Source organism: Sporosarcina sp. Y838 (genome assembly GCF_056786515.1).
The window spans coordinates 14955-36874 of sequence record NZ_JBXCJD010000010.1 but is presented as its reverse complement, the minus strand read 5'-3'; the positions used below and the strand labels follow the sequence as shown (position 1 = coordinate 36874).

The 21920-nt window shown below is 41.8% G+C and carries 20 protein-coding genes; 5 read left to right on the top strand and 15 right to left on the bottom strand.

Features of this window, described 5'->3' with window-relative positions:
* Window positions 1–116 precede the first annotated feature (116 nt).
* The 3 genes from AC1TO4_RS13270 to AC1TO4_RS13260 all read left to right on the top strand — a co-directional run bounded on the left by AC1TO4_RS13270 (window position 117) and on the right by AC1TO4_RS13260 (window position 2660).
* Window positions 117–1040, top strand: coding sequence for a S66 peptidase family protein (locus AC1TO4_RS13270; RefSeq protein WP_482105767.1), 924 nt, complete (start codon window positions 117–119; stop codon window positions 1038–1040).
* Between the two features lie 732 nt (window positions 1041–1772).
* The gene (locus AC1TO4_RS13265; RefSeq protein WP_482105728.1) at window positions 1773–1919 is read left to right on the top strand and encodes a YjcZ family sporulation protein; all 147 of its coding nucleotides are present in this window, start codon (window positions 1773–1775) and stop codon (window positions 1917–1919) included.
* Window positions 1920–1952: 33 nt separating this feature from the next.
* Complete coding sequence (locus AC1TO4_RS13260; protein ID WP_482105727.1) at window positions 1953–2660, top strand: methyltransferase domain-containing protein; 708 nt, start codon at window positions 1953–1955, stop codon at window positions 2658–2660.
* Between the two features lie 70 nt (window positions 2661–2730).
* On the opposite strand, the gene AC1TO4_RS13255 is transcribed toward AC1TO4_RS13260, so the two are convergent.
* Window positions 2731–3480 carry a DUF2268 domain-containing putative Zn-dependent protease gene (locus tag AC1TO4_RS13255; RefSeq protein ID WP_482105726.1) on the bottom strand — a complete coding sequence of 250 codons (750 nt, stop codon included), beginning with the start codon at window positions 3478–3480 and terminating at the stop codon, window positions 2731–2733.
* A gap of 341 nt (window positions 3481–3821) precedes the next feature.
* Between AC1TO4_RS13255 and AC1TO4_RS13250 the strand changes: the two genes are divergently transcribed.
* Window positions 3822–4073, top strand: a complete 252-nt coding sequence (locus tag AC1TO4_RS13250) for a hypothetical protein (RefSeq protein ID WP_482105725.1) — start codon at window positions 3822–3824, stop codon at window positions 4071–4073.
* A gap of 86 nt (window positions 4074–4159) precedes the next feature.
* On the opposite strand, the gene AC1TO4_RS13245 is transcribed toward AC1TO4_RS13250, so the two are convergent.
* From AC1TO4_RS13245 to AC1TO4_RS13180, 14 genes are all read right to left on the bottom strand, one after another.
* Window positions 4160–4813, bottom strand: a complete 654-nt coding sequence (locus tag AC1TO4_RS13245; protein WP_482105724.1) for a M48 family metallopeptidase — start codon at window positions 4811–4813, stop codon at window positions 4160–4162.
* A gap of 120 nt (window positions 4814–4933) precedes the next feature.
* On the bottom strand, window positions 4934–6298 hold the full coding sequence (gene rlmD / locus AC1TO4_RS13240) for a 23S rRNA (uracil(1939)-C(5))-methyltransferase RlmD (RefSeq protein WP_482105723.1): 1365 nt from the start codon (window positions 6296–6298) through the stop codon (window positions 4934–4936).
* Window positions 6299–6465: 167 nt separating this feature from the next.
* Window positions 6466–7401, bottom strand: a complete 936-nt coding sequence (locus tag AC1TO4_RS13235) for a diacylglycerol kinase (RefSeq protein ID WP_482105722.1) — start codon at window positions 7399–7401, stop codon at window positions 6466–6468.
* Window positions 7402–7513: 112 nt separating this feature from the next.
* On the bottom strand, window positions 7514–8083 hold the full coding sequence (locus tag AC1TO4_RS13230) for a thioredoxin family protein (RefSeq protein WP_482105721.1): 570 nt from the start codon (window positions 8081–8083) through the stop codon (window positions 7514–7516).
* Window positions 8084–8275: 192 nt separating this feature from the next.
* Window positions 8276–9706, bottom strand: a complete 1431-nt coding sequence (gene gatB / locus AC1TO4_RS13225) for an Asp-tRNA(Asn)/Glu-tRNA(Gln) amidotransferase subunit GatB (RefSeq protein ID WP_482105720.1) — start codon at window positions 9704–9706, stop codon at window positions 8276–8278.
* Between the two features lie 2 nt (window positions 9707–9708).
* Window positions 9709–11172, bottom strand: a complete 1464-nt coding sequence (gene gatA / locus AC1TO4_RS13220; RefSeq protein ID WP_482105719.1) for an Asp-tRNA(Asn)/Glu-tRNA(Gln) amidotransferase subunit GatA — start codon at window positions 11170–11172, stop codon at window positions 9709–9711.
* Between the two features lie 25 nt (window positions 11173–11197).
* Complete coding sequence (gene gatC / locus AC1TO4_RS13215) at window positions 11198–11485, bottom strand: Asp-tRNA(Asn)/Glu-tRNA(Gln) amidotransferase subunit GatC (protein WP_482105718.1); 288 nt, start codon at window positions 11483–11485, stop codon at window positions 11198–11200.
* Window positions 11486–11558: 73 nt separating this feature from the next.
* Complete coding sequence (locus AC1TO4_RS13210) at window positions 11559–12686, bottom strand: CamS family sex pheromone protein (RefSeq protein WP_482105717.1); 1128 nt, start codon at window positions 12684–12686, stop codon at window positions 11559–11561.
* 6 nt (window positions 12687–12692) lie between these two features.
* Window positions 12693–14705, bottom strand: coding sequence for an NAD-dependent DNA ligase LigA (gene ligA, locus AC1TO4_RS13205; RefSeq protein ID WP_482105716.1), 2013 nt, complete (start codon window positions 14703–14705; stop codon window positions 12693–12695).
* A gap of 22 nt (window positions 14706–14727) precedes the next feature.
* Entirely contained in the window at window positions 14728–16956 is a 2229-nt protein-coding gene (gene pcrA / locus AC1TO4_RS13200; protein WP_482105715.1) for a DNA helicase PcrA, read from the bottom strand.
* 49 nt (window positions 16957–17005) lie between these two features.
* Complete coding sequence (gene pcrB / locus AC1TO4_RS13195; protein ID WP_482105714.1) at window positions 17006–17698, bottom strand: heptaprenylglyceryl phosphate synthase; 693 nt, start codon at window positions 17696–17698, stop codon at window positions 17006–17008.
* A gap of 116 nt (window positions 17699–17814) precedes the next feature.
* Window positions 17815–18144 (bottom strand): YerC/YecD family TrpR-related protein, encoded by a 330-nt coding sequence (locus AC1TO4_RS13190; protein WP_482105713.1) that lies wholly within the window; start codon window positions 18142–18144, stop codon window positions 17815–17817.
* A 27-nt stretch (window positions 18145–18171) separates the two neighbouring features.
* Window positions 18172–19227 carry a DUF3048 domain-containing protein gene (locus AC1TO4_RS13185; RefSeq protein WP_482105712.1) on the bottom strand — a complete coding sequence of 352 codons (1056 nt, stop codon included), beginning with the start codon at window positions 19225–19227 and terminating at the stop codon, window positions 18172–18174.
* Window positions 19228–19236: 9 nt separating this feature from the next.
* Window positions 19237–20955 (bottom strand): adenine deaminase C-terminal domain-containing protein, encoded by a 1719-nt coding sequence (locus tag AC1TO4_RS13180; protein WP_482105711.1) that lies wholly within the window; start codon window positions 20953–20955, stop codon window positions 19237–19239.
* 160 nt (window positions 20956–21115) lie between these two features.
* Here AC1TO4_RS13180 and AC1TO4_RS13175 point away from each other — a divergent pair, with 160 nt between their 5' ends.
* Window positions 21116–21808, top strand: coding sequence for a class I SAM-dependent methyltransferase (locus AC1TO4_RS13175; RefSeq protein ID WP_482105710.1), 693 nt, complete (start codon window positions 21116–21118; stop codon window positions 21806–21808).
* The last annotated feature ends 112 nt before the right edge of the window (window positions 21809–21920 follow it).

Here is a 21920-nt window from a genome sequence, read left to right as displayed (position 1 = left end):
AATTCATCTCGCCTGGACAAATAGACAAGATTTTTCGCATTCCATCACACTTTCATTTTAATCAATTACGTCTCGTCGCAATTGCGTCCAGATTTTCTTGAAGGGAGCCGAAAAATATCGCTATACGACCACCTCAATTACAAAAAGGAGATACTGTAGGCATTGTTACGTTAGGAAGTCCATTGGCAGCTAGTAGAATAGACGCCGGAATTGCTACCTTAAAGAGAATGGGGTATAAAGTGCTTGTTGGGGAACATGTCTATTCAGCGTCTGGATTCCTAGCAGCAACGCCTCAAGAAATGGCATCAGATTTGATGCAAATGTTTTTGAATCAGGATGTGAAGTGGATTTTACCTTCGAGAGGCGGTGTAGGGGTAGCAAGTATTCTCCCTTTCCTCAACTTTTCTGTAATTTCACAAAACCCAAAAATTGTTTCAGGCTACAGTGACATTACGATATTACTAAATGCATTATATGAATATGCGGACTTAATAACGTTTCAAAGCCTCCTTCTACTTGACTTTAACTCGAATACCCCTTCCTATAATTTCAACCAATTCTTCCAAGCAACTTCAACATTAACCGCCCCTTGGGAAATAAAAAACCCACCAGGTATGACGTTGATTGGTAACGTTCAAGGAAATGTAACGGGTCCAGTTGTTGGAGGTAATTTAACTTCTTTCATCGGAACTTTAGGGACCTCTTTTGAAATCAATACAGCAGGTAAAATTCTCGTACTGGAAGAGACACACGAGCCCATTAACACTGTTTACAGATATCTAAACCACCTGTTCTTAGCGAAGAAGTTTGACGAATGCATTGGAATTATTATGGGGGAATGCACAAATTGTGAGATTGCGTATGGAAAATCATATACAGATCTTATCAATGATTTTCTAGTTCCCTTAGGCAAGCCTCTCATGAGCAACCTGGCAACTGCACACGGCACATATAAAGCAACAATTCCTATCGGTGCTACTTTAAATATGGACACAGTCAACCGGACATTAACTGTCATGGAACCCCCTGTTAGCCCTTAAGGTCTGATTGTTTATTGGATTCCACAAAAAAGACACTTAATACAAAATGAAAAATAGAGAGCAAAGTTCGTGTGAAAATATGTTAAAAGGGATCCTATTCTACTGAATAAGATCCCTTTTTCATATTTTAAATGGTTTAAATCTTATACCGAGCGAATGTAAATAATAACAGTTCTTATACAGGGAACGATTCAGAAATCCTGCTAATACCGCTGCAGCGCTTTGTGGATGCCTCCCGCGATAAGCCAGAAAGAAGATCTCTTTCAGTCTTATCGCTTCGGCTACCACGAAGTTGCGCCTTCGCTGGATGGTCTATGTAAGAAAGCGTTTTTCGTTATTGAGGATAAGACCTGCAATCTATAATGCGTCTTTCTTGAATTAATTTAGTATCAAATAGTAATCACATTACAATCTCATGCTATACATCTCCGAATTACAACTCTCTCAATAATGTACACTCCAGCGCAGGCGCGGCAAAGGGGTAGCCGAAGCCGTGAGACTGGATGCGAAGCGTAAATCCAGGCTCATGGCCAGAGGCATCCCCAGAGCGCCAAGCGGTATAAATTCCACATTCTGAATCAACTCCCTTAATAGTGAACACCCCAGCGCAGGAGCGGCTACCTCGAGGTTCTTTATTTCAACATCAAAGGTCCAGATAAAATTCTTTGCTTTAGCCCTGTGATTCTCTAATCTCACTCATACTCTATTAATAGAAATAGAAGGAGGGATAAAATGTCTTCAAGTATAGATAAGAACGTTGGATACAGCGGGAATGGATCGGGCTTTGCGTTAATTGTTGTTTTATTTATCCTACTAATTATTGTTGGAGCTGCTTTCATAGGAAATTGCTTTGACGATGATGGCTATGGCTATTGCTAAACCGAAAACAAAGGTAGACTAGGGGAGTATCGATTGTTAAATAACTATCTAGACTTAGTAGCTTATTTTGGAATTGGTGGTGCGCATCCTGGTGGGTTTTCTTTATCGCAGTCCATACTGATGAACGAAAACATTCAACCTTTTGAATCTGTGTTGGATATCGGTTGCGGTACCGGTCAAACAGCCGAATTCTTAGCCCTAACATTCAATTGTAAAGTTACAGCAGTAGATAATCATCCGGTTATGTTAAAAAAGGCTAGAGAACGCTTCGAGAATAATAGTTCATCTGTTTTAGTAATTGAAGGTGACGCTCAAAAACTCGAGCTTCACGACAATTCCTTTGATTTACTAATTGCAGAATCTGTTATCACATTCACTAATATCCCCAGTACATTAAGCGAACTCTCCAGATTATTAAAAAGTGGCGGTCGTATGATTTTGATTGAAATGACTGCTGAACAATCCCTATCGGAAGAATTACAGAAAAAAGCTTGCAGCCTGTACGGTGTTAATGAAATTTTAAATGAATCAGAATGGATAGCGAAAATACAACAAGCTGGGTTTACACAAATAGAAATAATTGACACCCCAGCTGACCTAATCCAAACTGATATTAAAGATATAAATCCGTCTGGAAACATACCTATCGACTTCTATGATTTATGGGATGAGCATAACCGTTTCATTTCTCAATACCATGAATTCATCGGCTTTCGTGTGTTTCGGTGTTATTTACCATAAACTCAAAACAATCTTATTCCTAGATAACTATCTAGGAATAAGATTGTTTTATTACAGATATCTTTTGAGATTAGTACAACTTACTCTCCGGAAAGATAGAACCTGCAATCAGTTCATCGGAGGACTTTCGGTATAACTCATAATCGTTAAATGGTCCATTCTTTTCTTTGTAGGTATCAATAATTTGAAAACCTATATGATATCCAATCCATTTGGGAAGTCTACTTTTGCCATTTCCGTATAAAAAGGTTTGATGGTTCCCTACCCCCATCAAGTTCAGTTGTTGAATAAAGTGTTCATTCCACACTTTGATAGATCTTTCAAGTGAATACAGATTTGTCCATGGAGCCATCCATTTTTCACCGTATAATTCTTTGACAGCAAACTCCCCTAAACCTTCTATAACTAGCGATTCCTTTAAAGATATTTTGGTAGATTCTATCCCTAAATAGTTTAATCGACAAACATGGTTGTATTCATGTGCAAATAAAGCCTTTATTTCTTCTCTTACGAGTCCTTCAGTTAAAAATAAAAACAACCCTCCTTTATATGCTACGCCATTTTTAGATGGTGCTTGCTCTTCCTCTTTAAGTTTCATTTTACTTATCGGAAAAATATAGATGGATATCTCTGGACCTTGCCATAAACCTTTTAAAAACTGATATTCCTCATCAACAATTTGCCAGACGCTTTGTTTCTCCATTTCCCTCACTTGTTTTTCTATGTCAGTCCATTCAATTGGATCAAATAAGCCATGGTTTAGAAGTTCATATTGCAATTCTTCGGGGCTAATTTCAGGAAATGACTTTACAAGTGGCACACAAAGTATTTCACATTGCCAAAAACATGGACTCTTGCTCGATTGTTCTACACATGCTTTAAAAAACTCATAGAGCCATGTATGCGTTTGGATAACCGACGATTTCCTCATCCTTTTATAATTTATTTATCCAGTGGAAATAAAGAATCCCATTGAACGTTGCGGCGCTAGGGGTAGCCTTCGCTCCGTTATAAGCTAGATTCAATACTTCAACTTAACTAATCACAACAATATATATTAGTACGGGACTAGACGTTTATCTATTACAGAATAGTATTTTCACCATATCCTATCAGTACATGCTTGTAAGTAAGTAAATATGTTTGAAAGGAGGATAAAAAATGTCTCAAACTGACTTTTATAATGTTTGCTCCAGATATCAAGGTAAAACTGTGAGAATTACTTGTCGTGATGGCCGCGTTCATACGGGCGAGATTACTAGATTAAATAGAAATATGGTATGGATTCGACCGATTGGTGGTCTTGGTGGATATGGATATGGTTTTGGTGGATATGGTAGAAGGAATTTCGGATTTGGTATTGCACTTGGTGCGATCACGGGGATCGTTCTAGCATCAGCATTCTTTTGGTAAACCAGTTCTTTCATGAAAAAACCTAGTTCTGAAACAATTCCCATTTGCTTCAGAACTAGGTATCTTTTTATTCTATAAAAGTGTTTTTAAAGTGACATTGAATGTCCATGCCTATCCAAATACGCTTCCTTCTCTTTATAATCTGGCATAATGCTTCCAACACGTCTCCAAAACGAACGATCATGATTCATATGAAGTATATGACATAGTTCATGGATTATCACATAATCAATAACTTCAATTGGGGCCATAGCTAGACGATAATTAAATGTTAGTTTTTTATCGGAACTACAACTTCCCCACTTCGCCTTAGACTCTATTATTTCAATGATTTTAGGTTTAACTTTCAATTGTTCTTGATAAATTTTTATCCGTTCTCCTATAACAGTCTTGCAGCTATTAATATAAAACTTCTTAAGCTTTCTTTTAAGCACATCTTCATTTAATTCGCTACAATCTACCAACTCTTGGAGAAAACACTCCTTTCCAAGATATAAGAACTTCCCTTGAGCATGATACTCTCTTTTTTTAGGGGTTTCTCGAGCTACTGCAATTTCGTGTATCTTCTCCAATATCTTTTTCGCTCGACTTTCTATAGCACTGATAATAATTTCTTCACTTGTGTCTTTAGGTACTTTAACAGTTATGAAACCAAACGAATCTATATGAATGGTTAGCTTCTCTCTTTTTCCATACTGAACATTAAATTCTATAATTTCATTTTCAATTTCAACTTTCATGTCTGGCATCTTCCTTATACATTTAATTACATCATCTATTTTTTATACTTCCCGATTGTATTATATTAAGACAAAAGCCCGTGAATTCACTATCAATTCTCGGGCACGTCTACTTTTTATTTAAGCAAGTTCTAGCAACGCTACGCACTCAACGTGTGAACTATGTGGAAACATATCAACAGGCTGCACTTCCTGTGTACGATAACCGCCATCTTCAAGGATCCGTAAATCCCGCGCAAGCGTTCCTGGGTTACACGATACGTAAACCACGCGCTTCGGTTTAAACTCCAGAATCGTTTTCAACAACTCTTCGTCGCAACCTTTGCGCGGCGGATCGACAACAAATACATCGAATCGCTTGCCGTCTGCATACCATTTTGGAATCACGACTTCAGCAGGACCTGCTTCGAAATAAGCATTATCAATGCCGTTCAGTTCTGCGTTGCGCTTAGCGTCTTCGATTGCTTCGGGAACGATTTCGACACCGTATACTTCTTTTGCTTTTTGTGCGAGGAACAACGAGATTGTACCAATACCACAATATGCATCGATGACGGATTCGTTTCCTGTCAACTGTGCATATTCAAGTGCTTGCCCGTAAAGGACTTCTGTCTGTTCAGGGTTCACTTGGTAGAATGAACGTGCTGATATTTCAAAGTCGATATTTCCAATTGAATCCATAATAACCGGTTTTCCGTACAGTAAAACGGTTTCTTCACCAAAAATAACGTTTGTTTTCTCCGTGTTAAAGTTTTGCATTATCGAGGTTACACCTGGAATAACTCTTTTAATAAGTTCAATCGCTGCAGTTTTCTGCGTAAATTTCTTTTTGCGCGTCACTAAAACAACCATTACTTCACCTGAAGTACGCCCTTTACGTACAATTAAGTGACGCAACAAACCAAGATGCGTCTTTTCATCATAGGCATCGATGCCGATCGCATGCAGTTCATATTTCAACATAGCCATCAGGTCATCTGCTTCGTGACTTTGGATAAGACAGATATCCGTGTCTACAATATGATGTGTACGGGATCTGTAAAATCCAGAAACGACTTTACCATCTCGCTCACTGAAAGGTATTTGTGATTTATTGCGGTAGCGCCACGGATCGTCCATCCCTTTTACGGGGTGAACCGGCACGTGCGGCAGTTTTCCGATACGGTCCAGTACATCGCGTACCGTTTTACGTTTTTGTACCAGTTGGCCTTCGTAAGACAAATGCTGCATCTGGCATCCACCGCATTCTGAGAACACATGACATGGCGGTTTAACGCGGTCGGGAGATGGTTTAGTGATGTTTAACAGCCTGGCGAAACCGTAATTTTTCAGTGTTTTTCCTACTTGTATGTCAACCTCTTCACCTGGCAGTGCGCCCGGTATGAAAAGAGGATAGCCTTCCACTTTTGCAACACCCGAGCCATCATGTGTTAAATCTTCTACATGGACGCTAAGGCGATCATTTCTATTCACATTATAAGACATTGTTTTTTCCTCCAAATTTCAGATACATTTAGTTTACCATAGGGTCGGTCCATGGTGTTACCTAGTCAGTCTATGGAGTTACATGGCCGAGTCAGAAAAAAATAAGCTGTGAGGATGTCAGATTTAGCATCCTTACAGCTTATTTTTCCAAATCATTACCTAGGTAATTACTCCTCAGAAGAGTCTGTTAAACCTATAAGATCCTCTTTCCGTAATTCAGCCAAAGGCGCAAACATTTCAATATGCCTGTAAAGGTTTTCGAACGTCGCTGGCAATACACCGCCGAATTCTCCATCTAGGTTCAAGAGCACCTTGTCAGTTGATGTCACTTTAATTGTTTCCGCTTTGGTTGAAATGACTAGCGGATCACCAAGATGCTCTCCTCTAAGTGCGAGTGTAACGACCCGGATGAATTCTGCAATATTACATTTCTTCAGAATAAGCAACGTAAATTTACCGTCATTGATGCTTGAACCCGGAGCAAGCTTTTCAAAGCCGCCGACAGAATTCGTCAAGCCTACAAGAAACATCATCGCTTCTTCGTCAAACACTTCTCCATCATATTCTATCTTGAGATGAGTCGAGTGAAAAGACGGTAACATTTCAATACCCTTTAAATAATAAGCAAGTTGCCCTAGTACCGTTTTCAATTTACTCGGCACATCATATGTTAATTCCGTCAATCTGCCACCGCCTGCGATATTAATGAAATGGCGATTGTTCATCATACCGACATCGACAGGTATCGTTTCCCCTCGAACAATAATATCCACTGCTTCATTAATATCGCGTGGAATACGCAGTGCACGTGCAAAGTCATTCGTTGTCCCTGTTGGAATAAGTCCAATTTTAGGACGCTGCTCGAAAGGACTGACACCCGCGATAACTTCGTTCAGCGTACCATCTCCGCCTGAAGCAATGATAAGGTCAAAACCGGATTCCACAGCGTGTTTAGCCGCTTCTGTCGCGTCCCCTTCGCGTGTTGTCGCATGACAAGATGTTTCATATCCGGCTTTCTCAAGTTTCTCTAAAACTTCACTGAGATGTTTGCGGAATGCTTCACGTCCCGATGTCGGATTGTAAATGATTCGTGCTCGTTTCATCCGAATTTCCCTCTATTCGTACATATGTTATTTTTTCAATATTATTCCGATAGACGACACAATTTCAGCCGGGCTGGTTGCATTTACTATTCGGAACTTAGATATTTGGTACTTATGATTGTTTCTGCAATACAGGAAGGAATGTTTTGCGGATGTCATCGTAGACCGTCAGCCAAAGTTCCGGCTTGGAAGTGTACTCTGCACTAATCCGTTCAATGAATTCCTGTTGTTTTTCTTTGAACTCCGGTGAATCCGCTGCTGGAATATCTTTTCGCAGTTCCAAAACGTATTCTTGGATCGAAGCTGCCCGCGGTCCCCATTTCGCTTCAACTTCCCCGTTTTCGTCAAGCAACAAGTAAACCGGGATCGACCTTCCACCGTTCGTTAAATGTTTATCGATCAAATCCGTATCCGTATCTCGATATGCAGTACGTACGTCTAAATCCGCAGCCTCCGCTATTCTTCGTAGAACCGGATTGTTCATCATTGCGTCCCCGCACCAATCTTCTGTAATGACTAGGATATTCGGTTTCTTTTCCTTCAACAGTCCTATGAATTCGTCATCCGCCGGTACTTCAAATTGTTCATAAATGCGGAAGCTTTCTTCCTTATGTTTGTCCATCTTATTCATATACTGTTCGAGTGAAATGGCTTCATTAAAATAGTCTTTTTCAGTTTTCAAAATCATCCACACTCCTTTTCTATAATTGTACGTCGTCCCTTCCCGCGAATCAAACTACGAGACTAAAAAAAGACGCTCCGCCGTGAGACTTGTTATTGTCCTTGACAGAGCGTTCCTTTTAAATGGTGTCTAATCGCCAAGCGCTCAGATCATAAGAGAGTAGCGTCTAAACGGCGCCTTGCACTTTTCTTTTTACCTTTTCACGATTTCTTCGAGAAGGATTTTATTGACCAGTGGCGGATTTGCTTGCCCTTTTGTCGCTTTCATAATTTGACCAACGAGGAAGCCGACTGCACGCTCTTTCCCGTTTTTATAGTCTTCGATTGATTGTTCATTTGCATCTAGTGTTTCTGTGACGATTGTACGGAGTGTGCCTTCGTCAGAAATTTGGACAAGTCCTTTTTCTTTGACGATGACTGCAGCGTCTCCACCGTTTTCAATCAATTCCTTGAATACCTTTTTCGCGATTTTGGATGAAATCGTTCCATCTGAAATCAGTTTGATCATACTTGCAAGTCCTTCAGGCGTTAATGCAGTAGCATCAAGCTCTTTCGCCTCTGCGTTCAGATAACCTGATACCTCACCCATGAGCCAGTTGGAAGCAAGTTTCGCATCCGCTCCAGCCGCAACCGTTGCTTCGAAGAAATCAGACATATCCTTCGTCAATGTTAAAACCATTGCATCGTATGCAGGCAAATCTAGTTCATTGATATAACGTTCCTTCCGTGCGTCCGGAAGTTCAGGGATTTCCGCGCGGACCCGTTCAATCCATGCTTCATCGATGTGAATATCCGTCAAGTCAGGTTCAGGAATAAAACGATAATCGTTCGCGGGACCTTTTACACGCATTAGAAGTGTTTTACCTGTTGCTTCATCATAACGGCGTGTTTCCTGATCAATTTTCCCACCGGATAGTAAAACTTTTTCTTGGCGTTCCACTTCATATGCTATTCCTCTGCGAACGAAGTTGAACGAGTTCAAGTTCTTCAATTCCGTTTTCGTGCCGAATTCCTCTTGTCCAAACGGACGGATGGAAATATTCGCATCACAACGAAGGGATCCTTCTTCCATGCGGACGTCGGAAACACCTGTATATTGAATGATTGCTTTTAGCTTTTCAAGGAATGCATACGCTTCTTCTGGAGACCGGACATCCGCTTCTGTCACAATTTCAATAAGTGGAGTCCCTTGTCTGTTCAAGTCGACAAGTGAATGACCTTCATCGGTATGTGTCAATTTCCCCGCATCTTCCTCAAGGTGGACACGTTCAATTCGGATTTTTTTCTTCTTGCCCTCGACTTCAATTTCGACCCAGCCGTTTGCACCGATTGGATGTTCATCCTGAGAGATTTGGTACGCTTTCGGATTATCGGGATAGAAGTAATGCTTGCGATCGAAATTAGTGACTGGCGCAACTTCACAATTAAGTGCCAATGCCGCTTTCATACCGAAGTCAACCGCACGTTCATTCATCACCGGCAACACACCAGGATAAGCTAAGTCAATCACGTGGATGTTCATATTCGGTTCCGCACCGAAATGGGCGTGGGCAGGTGACATGATTTTTGAATCGGTTTTAAGTTCTACGTGGACTTCAAGTCCGACTACTGTTTCGAAATTCATAATTATTTCCCCTCCCATGTGACTGGAGTCTGTTTATGGAAATCAGTCGCTTGTTCATAAGCATGCGCCACTTTATACAATGTCGCTTCATCATAATGTTTCCCGATGATTTGAAGACCAAGCGGCAGTCCGTTTGAAAATCCGCATGGAACCGAAATCGCTGGCACACCCGCAAGGTTAATTGGAACCGTTAATACATCGTTTGCATACAACGCCAATGGATCGTGAATTTTTTCGCCGATTTTATAAGCTGTTGTTGCGGATGAAGGCCCGATAATCACATCGTATTTTTCGAAAAGAGTTGCAAAATCTTGTGCAATTAATGTCCGCACTTTTTGTGATTTTACGTATACATCTTCGTGATGAGCTGCTCCCAGCGCATACATACCAAACAAAATACGTTTTTTCACTTCATCTCCGAAAGCTTCGGAACGGGAACGTGAATACAATTCCTCGAGATCTTTGACACCTTCAGCACGGTAACCGTAGCGGATGCCGTCGAAACGTGCGAGGTTTGATGATGCTTCGGATGAAGAAATCGCATAGTACACAGGTGAAGCGTACTTCGAGTGTGGCAGTGAAACTTCTTCCCATTCAGCACCAAGTGATTCAAGAACTTTCAGTGCTTCCATTACCGCATTTTTCGCTTCCGGAGATATACCTTCACCTAGATATTCAGCCGGTACACCAATTTTCAGGCCTTTGATGTCGCCAGTGAGAGCGGCTCTGAAATCAGGCACGTCTAGTGGCGATGTCGATGAGTCTCTTGGGTCTAAGCCTGAAATTACGCTAAGCAACAACGCATTGTCTTCAACATTGCGTGTAATCGGACCGATTGTATCCAACGATGACGCGAATGCAACCAAACCTGATCGTGACACGCGACCGTATGTGGGCTTCATGCCGACGACGCCACAAAAAGCTGCTGGTTGACGAACAGATCCACCTGTATCCGAACCTAGGGCGAATGCCACTTCGCCAGCTGCTACTGCTGCCGCTGAACCGCCTGACGAGCCGCCTGGAACGAAGTCGAGATTCCATGGATTATGCGTAGTTTGGAACGCAGATCTCTCTGTTGTCGATCCCATTCCAAATTCATCCATATTCAATTTCCCGATTGTTACAAGTCCAGCTTCGTTGATTTTTTCAACAACTGTAGCATCATAGACAGGAACGAAATCTTCGAGCATCTTACTTGCAGCAGTCGTAACGATTCCTTTTGTGACGATGTTATCCTTCAATCCGATTGGTAATCCGAATAGAGGTCCGCGCCCTTCCAATGGTTGCTTGTCCAACTCTTCCGCTTGTGCAAGAGCCTGTTCTCCGTTTGTAAGGAGGAAAGCTTTTACTTTTCCATCCATTTTCGCAATACGGGAAACTGACTCCTCCGTCAGTTCTTTGACAGACACTTCCCGATTATGTAATAGCGACTGAAGCTCTGTTGCCGTCTTTTTAAATAACGTCATTTTTCTTCCTCCTTAAATCCGTTCATCAAATGATAGTCGGCACTTTAATTTGTCCTGCTTCGTGTTCTTTCACACTCTTCAACATCTCTTCCCGGTCCAGTGCATCTGTAGGGATATCCTGACGGAGAACATTGTATAGAGGCAACGGATGAGTCATAGGAGCTATATGGTCCGTATCCACTTCTTTCAGTTTATCGGCAAACCCGATAATTTCATCAAGTCGTCCGACAAACACTTCCGCCTCAGCATCCGTCATAGCAAGCCTAGCCAGTCCTGCATGGCGTTGTACTTCACTTATCGTTAATTTCGTCATTTTTTCTCCTCCTCATCTTTGAATTGTACGATTAATCATATCATCTTCCCAGAATGTTGAATAGTTATGATCTTTAATAGCCGTAAATATGCACAAAAGGTTTTTCATCACCCGGCTCTTTTACGATTAATGCTTCCGGACCATTTGTGGACGTTATTGTTACTTCAGTATACAAATTTGGAAAGTACTGATTCACAAGCTCTGTCATAAATTGTGTGAAACCAATTATTTCACTTGAACCGAAAAATTGGATAGGCATTTCTATTCTTAAAGACTTTAAGTCATCGTCTTTATAAAACCCTGTTCCGATTACGTTAACAAAACTAGGGAAATACGCATCAATGTCTTGTTTAAAGTTCTCAAATGTCGTATTCATATCCCTGTATGCGCCTGTCTTTGAAGACGCTGGGAACACCACATATTTCTCATTAACAACTTTCCAGCCAGTCGGAACTGCTTGACCTTTTCCAGCTACAGCTTTCGCAAAGTATGCACCTGGAACAATGGAGTTACGACTTTCTTGTTTAAATAACCCAACAACAATTGGGATATCTGAGAGCCCTTCCTGTGTTCGAAGGCGTTTCACAATTTCTTCAGCCATTTTCATACCTTGCTGTTCGATTACCTTATCCGGTATAGTGGTTTCCTTTCCACTTCTCGAATAGCTAACCGAATTAAGTGCAAGGCCTACTGAAATACCGGCAAGGCGGACTTTTTTTTCATCCGTCATAACGAGGTAATTCTGCTCAATGATATGAGCCAAATAAATCGGCGCTTCTTCGGAGGCCTTATCTTCATTCATATCTTTCGGGATGGGGGGATTCAAACCAGCTTCATCAGTGGAACTTCTAGACAACCAAGACCGCGCTGTTTCCTTATCAATATGCTGACCTTCCTGAAAAAAGTGGTTTTCGGGTGAATATTGCTCGTTCGAAATACGTAAAAGCCCTTCTTCCGCTTCCTGCATGTCGTATTTTGTATAGATATTGCTAACAATTAGACCGCGGCTTGCACTTTTTTTGAAAGGTAGCAGTGTTTTGTAGAACTCATCTTTCAACTGAACATCGGGAATCACAACTATTTCCTCGACGCTCTCTTCGTTTTCCTGAATAACTTCCTCTTTTTCTGTACCAAATTGAGGTAAACATCCCGAAAGGAAAAGAATAGCTGCCATTGTGGGTAATATCAATAATCTTTTCATTTCAACTTACTCCTTCTCGCCAAGCGCTTCAATCAACTCCGCTTCATTCCACACTGTAATTTCAAGCTCCTCGGCTTTTGCCAATTTAGAGCCGGCATCGTCCCCCGCGATAACGAGATCTGTCTTTTTACTAACACTGCCGCTCACTTTTCCACCAAGCGCTTCAATTTTCTCTTTCGCCTCGCCACGCGTCAAAATAGTCAATTTCCCAGTTAGCACGACAGTCTTTCCTGAGAAAACCCCGTCTGTCGGAACGTCTTGCCTGTTTCGCCCAATGTATGCCATATTCAATCCGTATGATTCCAGCTTTCGAAGTACTTCAAGCACTTCTTCTTTGCTGAAATAAGTAGTAATTGAATCAGCAACCTTGTCACCGATTTCATGGATTGTTATGAGTCGCTCCACATCAGCTGTCATTAATGCAGAAAGTGTACCAAATTCCGCCGCAAGGATAGTCGCCGCTTTTACACCTACATGACGTATGCCAAGCCCGAAGAGCATTTTTTCCAAAGAGTTTACTTTCGATGCTTCGATTGCTGTTAACAAATTGGAAACGGATTTTTCACCCATCCGCTCAAGCTCCAGCAACTGTTCTTTTGTCAGCGTATATAGATCTGAGACATCGTGAACCAGATTCGCGTTATACAATTGGTCGACTACCCGTTCGCCGATGCCTTCAATATTCATTGCGTTGCGGGACACAAAATGAATGATTGCTTCTTTCATTTGTGCAGGACACTGTGGATTAACACATCGGAGTGCTACTTCTCCTTCAATCCGAATCAATTCGGATTCGCAGACTGGACAGTTTTCCGGCATATCAAAAGGCACTTCATCACCAGTCCGTTTTTCTATAATTGGCGCAACGACCTCGGGAATGATGTCCCCTGCCTTACGGATAATAACTGTGTCTCCGATTCGAATATCTTTCTCTTTTATGAGGTCTTCATTGTGCAGAGAAGCACGACCCACTGTCGATCCTGCGACCTGAACCGGTTCCAGTATCGCTGTAGGAGTAACAACACCTGTCCTCCCGACACTAAGCTCAATATCTAGCAATAATGTGACTACTTCTTCTGCAGGGAATTTATATGCAGTCGCCCATTTAGGACTTCTTGCCGTGAAACCAAGCTGTTCCTGATCTTCAAAATTATCAACCTTTACAACAATCCCATCAATTTCATATGCTAAATTTAAGCGGTTTCCCACCCATTTCTCGATATAATCGATTACCTCATCTATAGTGTTGCAATGCTGCCGTTCCTTATTCGTTTCAAACCCTAGACTATCAAGGTAATTGAGTGAATCTGAATGGCTGTCCTGTCCATATGCACTGCCATCGCCGCCGATTCCATAGATGAATATCGCCAAGTTACGACTGGCCGCTATTTTCGGGTCGAGCTGACGAAGTGAACCTGCAGCTGCATTGCGCGGATTAGCGAACGGTTCCTCACCAGATTCGTCACGCTTTGCATTTAAGTTCACAAATGACTTCTTGGGCATATAGGCCTCGCCACGGACTTCAATAGAAACAGTTTCTTTCAATCGCAGTGGAATTGTCCGGATTGTCTTTAGACTTGCCGTTATATCTTCTCCAACAGTCCCGTCTCCACGTGTCGATCCTTGGACAAACTTGCCGTCGACATATCTAAGCGAGATGGCAAGCCCATCTATCTTTAATTCACAAATATATGAAACATCCCGCCCGGCCGCACTTTTCACCCGCTTGTCAAATTCTCTTAACTCTTCATCATTGAATGCATTGGATAGACTGAGCATCGGAAACTCGTGGACGACTTTCCCGAATCCTTTTAATATCTCGCCTCCAACGCGTTGCGACGGCGAATCCGGATAAATAAGGTCAGGGTTTTCTGCTTCAATGGCTAGTAGTTCTTGCATATAACGGTCATAATCCGCGTCAGAAGTGAGTGGTTTATCGAGCACATAATAAGCATGGCCATACTTATGAAGAAGGTCATTCAATTCTTCCACCCTTTTTTCAAGTCCCACTCGATCCATCGATTTACTCTCTCCTTCTCTATTAAGCTTTTTCAATTGGTGCAAACTTTGCCAGTAATCGCTTGAGACCGACCGGTTGTGGGAATGCGATATCCAGTTCGACTTCTTCGCCCATCCCTTTCACGCTAACAACCATACCTGTCCCCCACTTTTTGTGAACTGCTTTGTCGCCCGGGTTCCATCCCATTTTGTCTCCACCACTCGTTTTATATACAGGTTTTTTAACAGCTGATCGAGTAGGTATAGCCTTGCTTCCACCACCGATGGAGAATCCGGAGTTTGCAGAGAGCATTTCCGTGATGTCTTCCGAAATCTCTGCTATGAACCTTGACGGGCTATTATAGCTTGCACGTCCATAAAGTGTTCGATAAGAAGCAGAGGATAAATATAGTTTTTGTTCTGCACGTGTAATACCTACATAAGCGAGACGTCTCTCTTCTTCCATCTCCTCGTCATCACCCATCGAACGAGAGTGAGGGAAGACATTTTCTTCCATCCCAATTATGAATACAACAGGGAACTCCAATCCTTTTGCTGCATGCATTGTCATTAAGACGATTTTTTCCGAGGATTTGTTCTCTTCTTTATCTAGTGAATCAATATCAGCGATGAGTGCAAGATCTGTCAGGAAAGCGAGTAATGATTTATCGCCAGTATCTTCTTCTGCACGTTTTTCAAAAGACTCTGTGACGGATAGGAACTCTTCGATGTTTTCCAGACGACTTTCTGACTCAATTGTTTTTTCACGGTGAAGCATTTCACGGTAGCCAGATTTATCGAGCACTTGCTCAACAAGTTCAGTTACTGATAAATATTCCTTCATTTGAGTGAAGCCTGCAATAAGTTCACGGAACTTGGCAACTTCATTTGCAGCTCTTGAGGTGATTCCCATAAAGTCGACTTCCTGTAATGCGTCAAAAACGGAGCGGTCGTGTTCAATTGCGAAGCGCGCCATTTTATCGAATGAAGTAGCACCGATACTACGCTTCGGCTCATTAATAATTCGGGCTAACGCAAGGTCATCATCATTGTTGGAAATAAGTTTTAAGTAAGCAAGTAAGTCCTTAATCTCTTTTCGTTCATAGAATTTCGTGCCGCCGACGATTGTGTAATCGAGATTTGATTTTACAAGGTATTCCTCAATAACACGCGATTGTGCATTCGTACGATATAGGACTGCAAATTGATCGAGCTTTAGTTTCTCCTGCTCTTGCAATTCAATAACTTTACCTACGACAAACTGCGATTCATCTTTTTCATCGCTCGCTTTGTACACATAGATTGATTCACCTTCGTCATTATCCGTGCGTAGCTTTTTATCGTAACGGGTCTTGTTATTTGTTATGACGTCGTTGGCCGCTTGCAAGATTCGTTTCGTCGAGCGATAGTTTTGCTCAAGCATGATCATTTCAGCATTATTATAGTCCTTTTCAAAGGATAGGATATTGCCGATATCCGCACCGCGCCATCTGTAGATGGACTGATCAGAGTCTCCGACAACACATAAGTTTTTGAATTTTGCCGCTAGCATATTAACAAGTCTGTACTGTGCGTTATTGGTGTCCTGATACTCATCGACATGAATATACTGGAATTTGTTTTGATAAAATTCTAGGACATCCGGTACCCGTTCGAATAATACGAGTGTCATCATAATTAAATCATCAAAATCGAGCGATTGGTTTTGACGCAGCCGTTTTGCATAGCCATCGTATACATCCGCAATCGTCTTTTCATAAGGGTTGTGGGAATTGATTTGCGAACGGTACATTTCTGCATCAATGCATTCGTTTTTTGCGGAACTAATCGCATTTAGCATTGTTCTTGGCTCGTATTGTTTCGCATCAAGGTTCAACGATTTCAAAACACTTTTAATAACCGATAATTGATCGGCTGAATCTAGAATCGAGAAGGATTTAGAAATACCAATCCTGTCGCTATTCCTACGCAGTATCCGTACACACATCGAGTGGAAAGTAGAAACCCACATTCGTTCACCCGTACCTGCACCTAGCAAGCCGTCGATACGGTCGCGCATTTCACGAGCCGCTTTGTTCGTAAATGTAATCGCGAGTATATTGGATGGATATATATTTTTTTCTACGACTAAATAGGCTATACGATGTGTCAGGACACGTGTTTTACCAGAACCTGCACCCGCCATAATGAGAAGAGCACCTTCCGTCTTCTTCACTGCTCTTGCTTGTTCGGGATTCATGCCTATTAGTAAATCTTCAGCTATTTTGTTCATTTACATCGCCCTCTCGGAACATTTGTTCTTTATTATACACCGTATTGTCTTAGCGGGAAACCGATTTCACTGCATCGACTGTTGACAATGCTGCATTTAAATCTTCATAAATGATGTTGCCAACGATAACTGTATCCGCAATTTCTGCCATCTCTATGGCTTTTGCGGCGTTGTTAATCCCACCGCCATATACAAGACGTGTGTTTTCTAGTACACGTGATGCTGCTTCCACAATTTTAGGATCACCGTACTTGCCACTGTATTCCAGATAAAATACCGGTAGTTTGAAAAGATGTTCTGCCATGCGAGCATAAGCGATTACATCTTCTTCGTCAGGCACATCCGTCACGCCGGTCAATTTCGCCGCTTTGCAGTCGGGATTCATAATACAATACCCTTCCGTTTGAATTTCGTTCCAGTTCATCATATGACCGTATTCACGGAGAGCGGAATGATGAATTCCATTAATCCACTCCACTTTTGTTGAGTTAAGCACTGTCGGTATCAAAAAATAATCGAATCCAGGCGTAACGGAGTCAACTGTCGATATCTCAAGTGCAACAGGAACGGAATACCTTCTAATTCGAACGAGTAAGTCAAGTATATTATCAAGTGTAACCCCATCTGTTCCGCCAACGATAATACCATCTGTTCCTGACTCGGCAAGCAGTTCTAACTGTTCGTCGGTCACTGTTTTTTCGGGATCTAATTTGAAGGCATGACGCCATATAGTGAAATCCATGTCTTACCACCCAATCTTTTAATGTTCGTTGTTTTAGTATACCAAAAAAACCGGTCAGATTCTTTCTCTGTCCGGTTAAACTTGAAAGTATAAAGTGTTCAAAGTCTGATTAAAGCTTATTTCGTTTCTTTTGCTGTTTCAGCTTCTTCATTCGCCTGGGGATATAATCGTCCAAGCACTTTTCCGTATCCTCCTGAACCATAGTCAACACAGCGTCGAATCCTAGAAATCGTCGCTGTACTGGCACCTGTCTCACTTTGAATCGTATCGTACGTCTTTTTCATCATAAGCATTTGTGCCACTTCGAGCCGCTGCGCGAGCGACTGTAATTCACTTATGGTGCTGATGTCGTCGAAAAACGCATAACATTCATCGAGGTCTTTTAATTCGAGCATCGCTTTAAAAAGCTGATCCGTTTGATGACCACGGATTTTATCAATTTGCATATGTCTCCCTCTCTCTGAATGAATTCTTTAAGGGGTATAAGTAACACTCGTTGCCATTCCAGGTTGGGTAGAAACAATATGAATCCATGTCTTTCCTGGAACAAGTTGAGCCGGAACACCATTTTCCATTGGCGTTAGGATCCCATCAATATTTTCCCACTCAATTTCTTTTGCAATACCTGCATGGAACAACATTCCTTTGCCGCCCGACTCGATGTCAACCGACTGTCTTCCGACGTTATCGATTGTACGAAATGCGGTTTCCAACACAATAACATTGGCAAGCGCAACCGGTTTTTCCCCGAATTTATCAACAGTCAATATTCCATTTACCATCCTATTGTATGTCCCTAGTTCTCCATCGTAGGCGTAGGTGCTCGTAAAGTCCGGATCGGTACCCGTTCGAACGACGAGCATAGATGCAATATCTCCTATTTTAGCACTTTCAATTGTCTCATGGAAAGAAAATACTGGGATTAATGACATTTCTATTGGTGAATTTGTTTTTTCCATAGCAGCGAGCACATTATCTCCTGATATATAGGAGTTATGTGGCGATATCCTTTCTCTCGATCGATGGAAAAGCGTTCCGTCATATTGCATACCATTTACATTATCAACAAAGCGGCTTTGCAACAGCTGTTTAGCATCTGGACTATAACCGTGGGCAACATAAAAAGCATCAAGCCCTTTCGCGATATGAATGAAGTAATCTCTCGCACTGCGGATGGGACCTATTTCTTCAGGCAACTCACTTTGGAATAACGCCAATAGTCTTGTAATATTTCCCTCCGCTGCAAGTTCATAAATGATATCCGCATCACTTATGCCAGACTGAGGCCTTGCTAAAGGATGATTATTAATTGTCGCAAGAACCGGGCGACGGGTATTCTCCTCTTCTGTGAATACTCCGGTGAACGGTGACTTATACAATAGATCCGGCTCTTCTTCAACGATTACTGGATTTTCATCCTCTTTTACGACGGGTATCGTATCTTCCGCCTTCTCTTTTGTTGAACAAGCTGACAGCAGCAACATTGCGATTACTATGGAAACTAACAATCCCCTCATTTTCTTCTCCATTCTTGTCCCCTATCTTCCGGTAGCCGGAATGATTATTTCTTTTTTCATAACATCATACAGTCCCATCTGTGTGATGCGGATATAGGGCAGATGTGTAGATTGGAGGAACAGGAATGTATAGACAGCATCGCCTTTCGTGTATCCTCGATCTGCAAGTGCCTTTTTCAATTCTAGTTCCTGTCCAATCAATATAGGGAGCGGTTCTGCCGATAATCCCCCGCCTATCGGTAGTGGGATTGTCGCGATTGCCACTCCGTTTTCAGACAGCACCATGCCGCCCCCAATCCGCTTAATTTCTTTAAAGGCGTTGTGCATTTCTCTTTTTTCTTTTCCGATTAAAATAATATCTCCTGTATTCGAATAAGAGGTTGCAAAACCTTGAATATTTGTAGCAAACCCTTTAATAATTGTATTCATATGCCATTTCCCATTTCGATCAATAAGCATTAGGAAACTTTCATCATGATCACTTGCCAATGTTTCAACCTTTGTGTCGATTGTCACATTATATGGCTTCGTTATTACATCATTAACCATTTCAATTCCAATCGAGTCTTCAAATATGAAATCATTTTCGTTAAGATCAAAGTCAGGAACGAACGGTTCTACAAATGACCAATCGATAGCCGGGAATGGTTCTGCAGATTTGTTTTCACGTTTCAACCACTTTCCTTTCGATAAAACATCCGTTGGCACAGGACTAAATTCATCTTCAAGGATATTTAGCGTCGCATAACGGCCAGTCGCAATGACTCCGTGTAAATCAGTCATATCATAGTAGCGCGCTACATTATAAGAAGCCATCTGATAAGCATCGATTGGTGGAACACCTGCTTCAAGCGCGACACGAATACATTTGTCCATAACCCCATCAATGTGAAACGAAGGTGTCGACCCATCCGTTGTCATCATCAGATGATCAAACACATTGAGTTCTTTGTCAACAATGTCTTTTAATAAATGCGGAAGATCAGGTCGAATGGACGAATGCCGAAGCGTCACTCCGTAACCGTGTAACAACCGGGCTTCCACTTCTTCAATAGTCATCGATTCATGATCCCCATCCGTTCCAAGCAAACGCATACGTGCAAGTGTGCGCTCAGAGGCACCGGGTAAATGACCTTCTATTTTCTTACCACCAACTTTTGCAGCATGCACGGATGCGACCATATTTGGCTCCCCAGCTATCAGCCGCGGCCAACCTGTCAGTTCTCCCCCTAGCAATACTTCAGGGCGTTCAATCCACTCTTTAATTGCTTCCAAATTAAATAATTCCATTTCATTTTGTAGAAAGGTCTGCGAGTCAAATCGAGCCCACCAGTAAAATGAAAATGGCAATTCATTCATCTTATCAAGAAGCGCAAATGATGTTTCGTTTTTTAGTGACATAAATAATATTAGATTATCAGAAATGAATGTTGTCGTTCCAAGCTGCGCCGCATATTCTGCGAATGTCCCTGGATTGTACAATTGAAACGGGTGAACATGTGGTTCAATATAGCCGGGAACAATTTTCTTTCCCGATGCATCGACGATTTCTGCCCCCTCCAGCATTACTGGCATTTCCTTCCCAGCATACACAATGCGATTGCCAGCAATCCAAATGTTTCCCTTCATCCATTTCTTATAGATTGAATGTAAATACTCTGCATTGGTGATAATGATGTCCGGTGCTTTCTTGCCGTCAATCATATGTAGTTGTTCTTTTATTTCACTGGATTCCCACATAATACTCTCTCCCTTTTACTGAACTATTCATACTATTTATCGTAGCATAGCATTGCTGAAATAAATAGGAGCTAGAAGACTCTGACGGGCTTACCTCAATAAAGGATTTAACCCTTTTTTGACGAAATAGATATTACTACAGATGATTGGATTTGATTTGATGACGGACAAAATGGAATTCAATGAAGAAATGGCAACAGAGTATGACAAAGGGGTGCGGAGAACATTACCGACGTATGACTCCATGTTTAGACTCGTCCAAACGTATTTACGAGCAAATACAACTGCGCGGCCAAACATCCTTGTGGTTGGAGCTGGCGGTGGCACCGAACTCGCTACGTTTGGACCTGCTAATCCGACATGGACATTCACCGCTGTCGATCCCGCCGCACCTATGCTCGAACTTGCTAGAATGAAAGCAAATCAGTTAAATATGGCAGACCGCGTGGAATTCATTGAAGGCACAATCGATAAAGTTGGAAGAAGCCATCTTCATGATGCAGCGACATGCATGCTTGTCCTACATTTCATAGCTGATGTTGATGATAAACTGCGGCAATTGAAGAGTATCCGACAACGTCTAAAACCGGGAGCACCTTTCGTCATCGCGACGATGTTCGGCAATTCCAATGATCCAGCATTCGATGCGTTATTCTCACTATGGAAAGCATACTGGCTAGACACAACAAATATGACTACAACCGAAGTGGATGAAATGGAAAAAACCGTTCGGAAGCTTTCCTTCATTCCCGAAGAGGAGATTGTCCGTTTACTTCAGGAAGCTGGTTTTGGGGAGATTGCTAAGTTTTTCACGACGAATATGTTTGGCGGGTGGATTTGTAAAGCTGAATAAACAGGACAATCCCTTTGCTTTTATCAATAAACAAAGAGGTTTTTCACCCTTCAGTTCTAATGTTCTTGCTAGTATAGATTACTAAATGACTCCTATAACCGTGTTCTTTCAA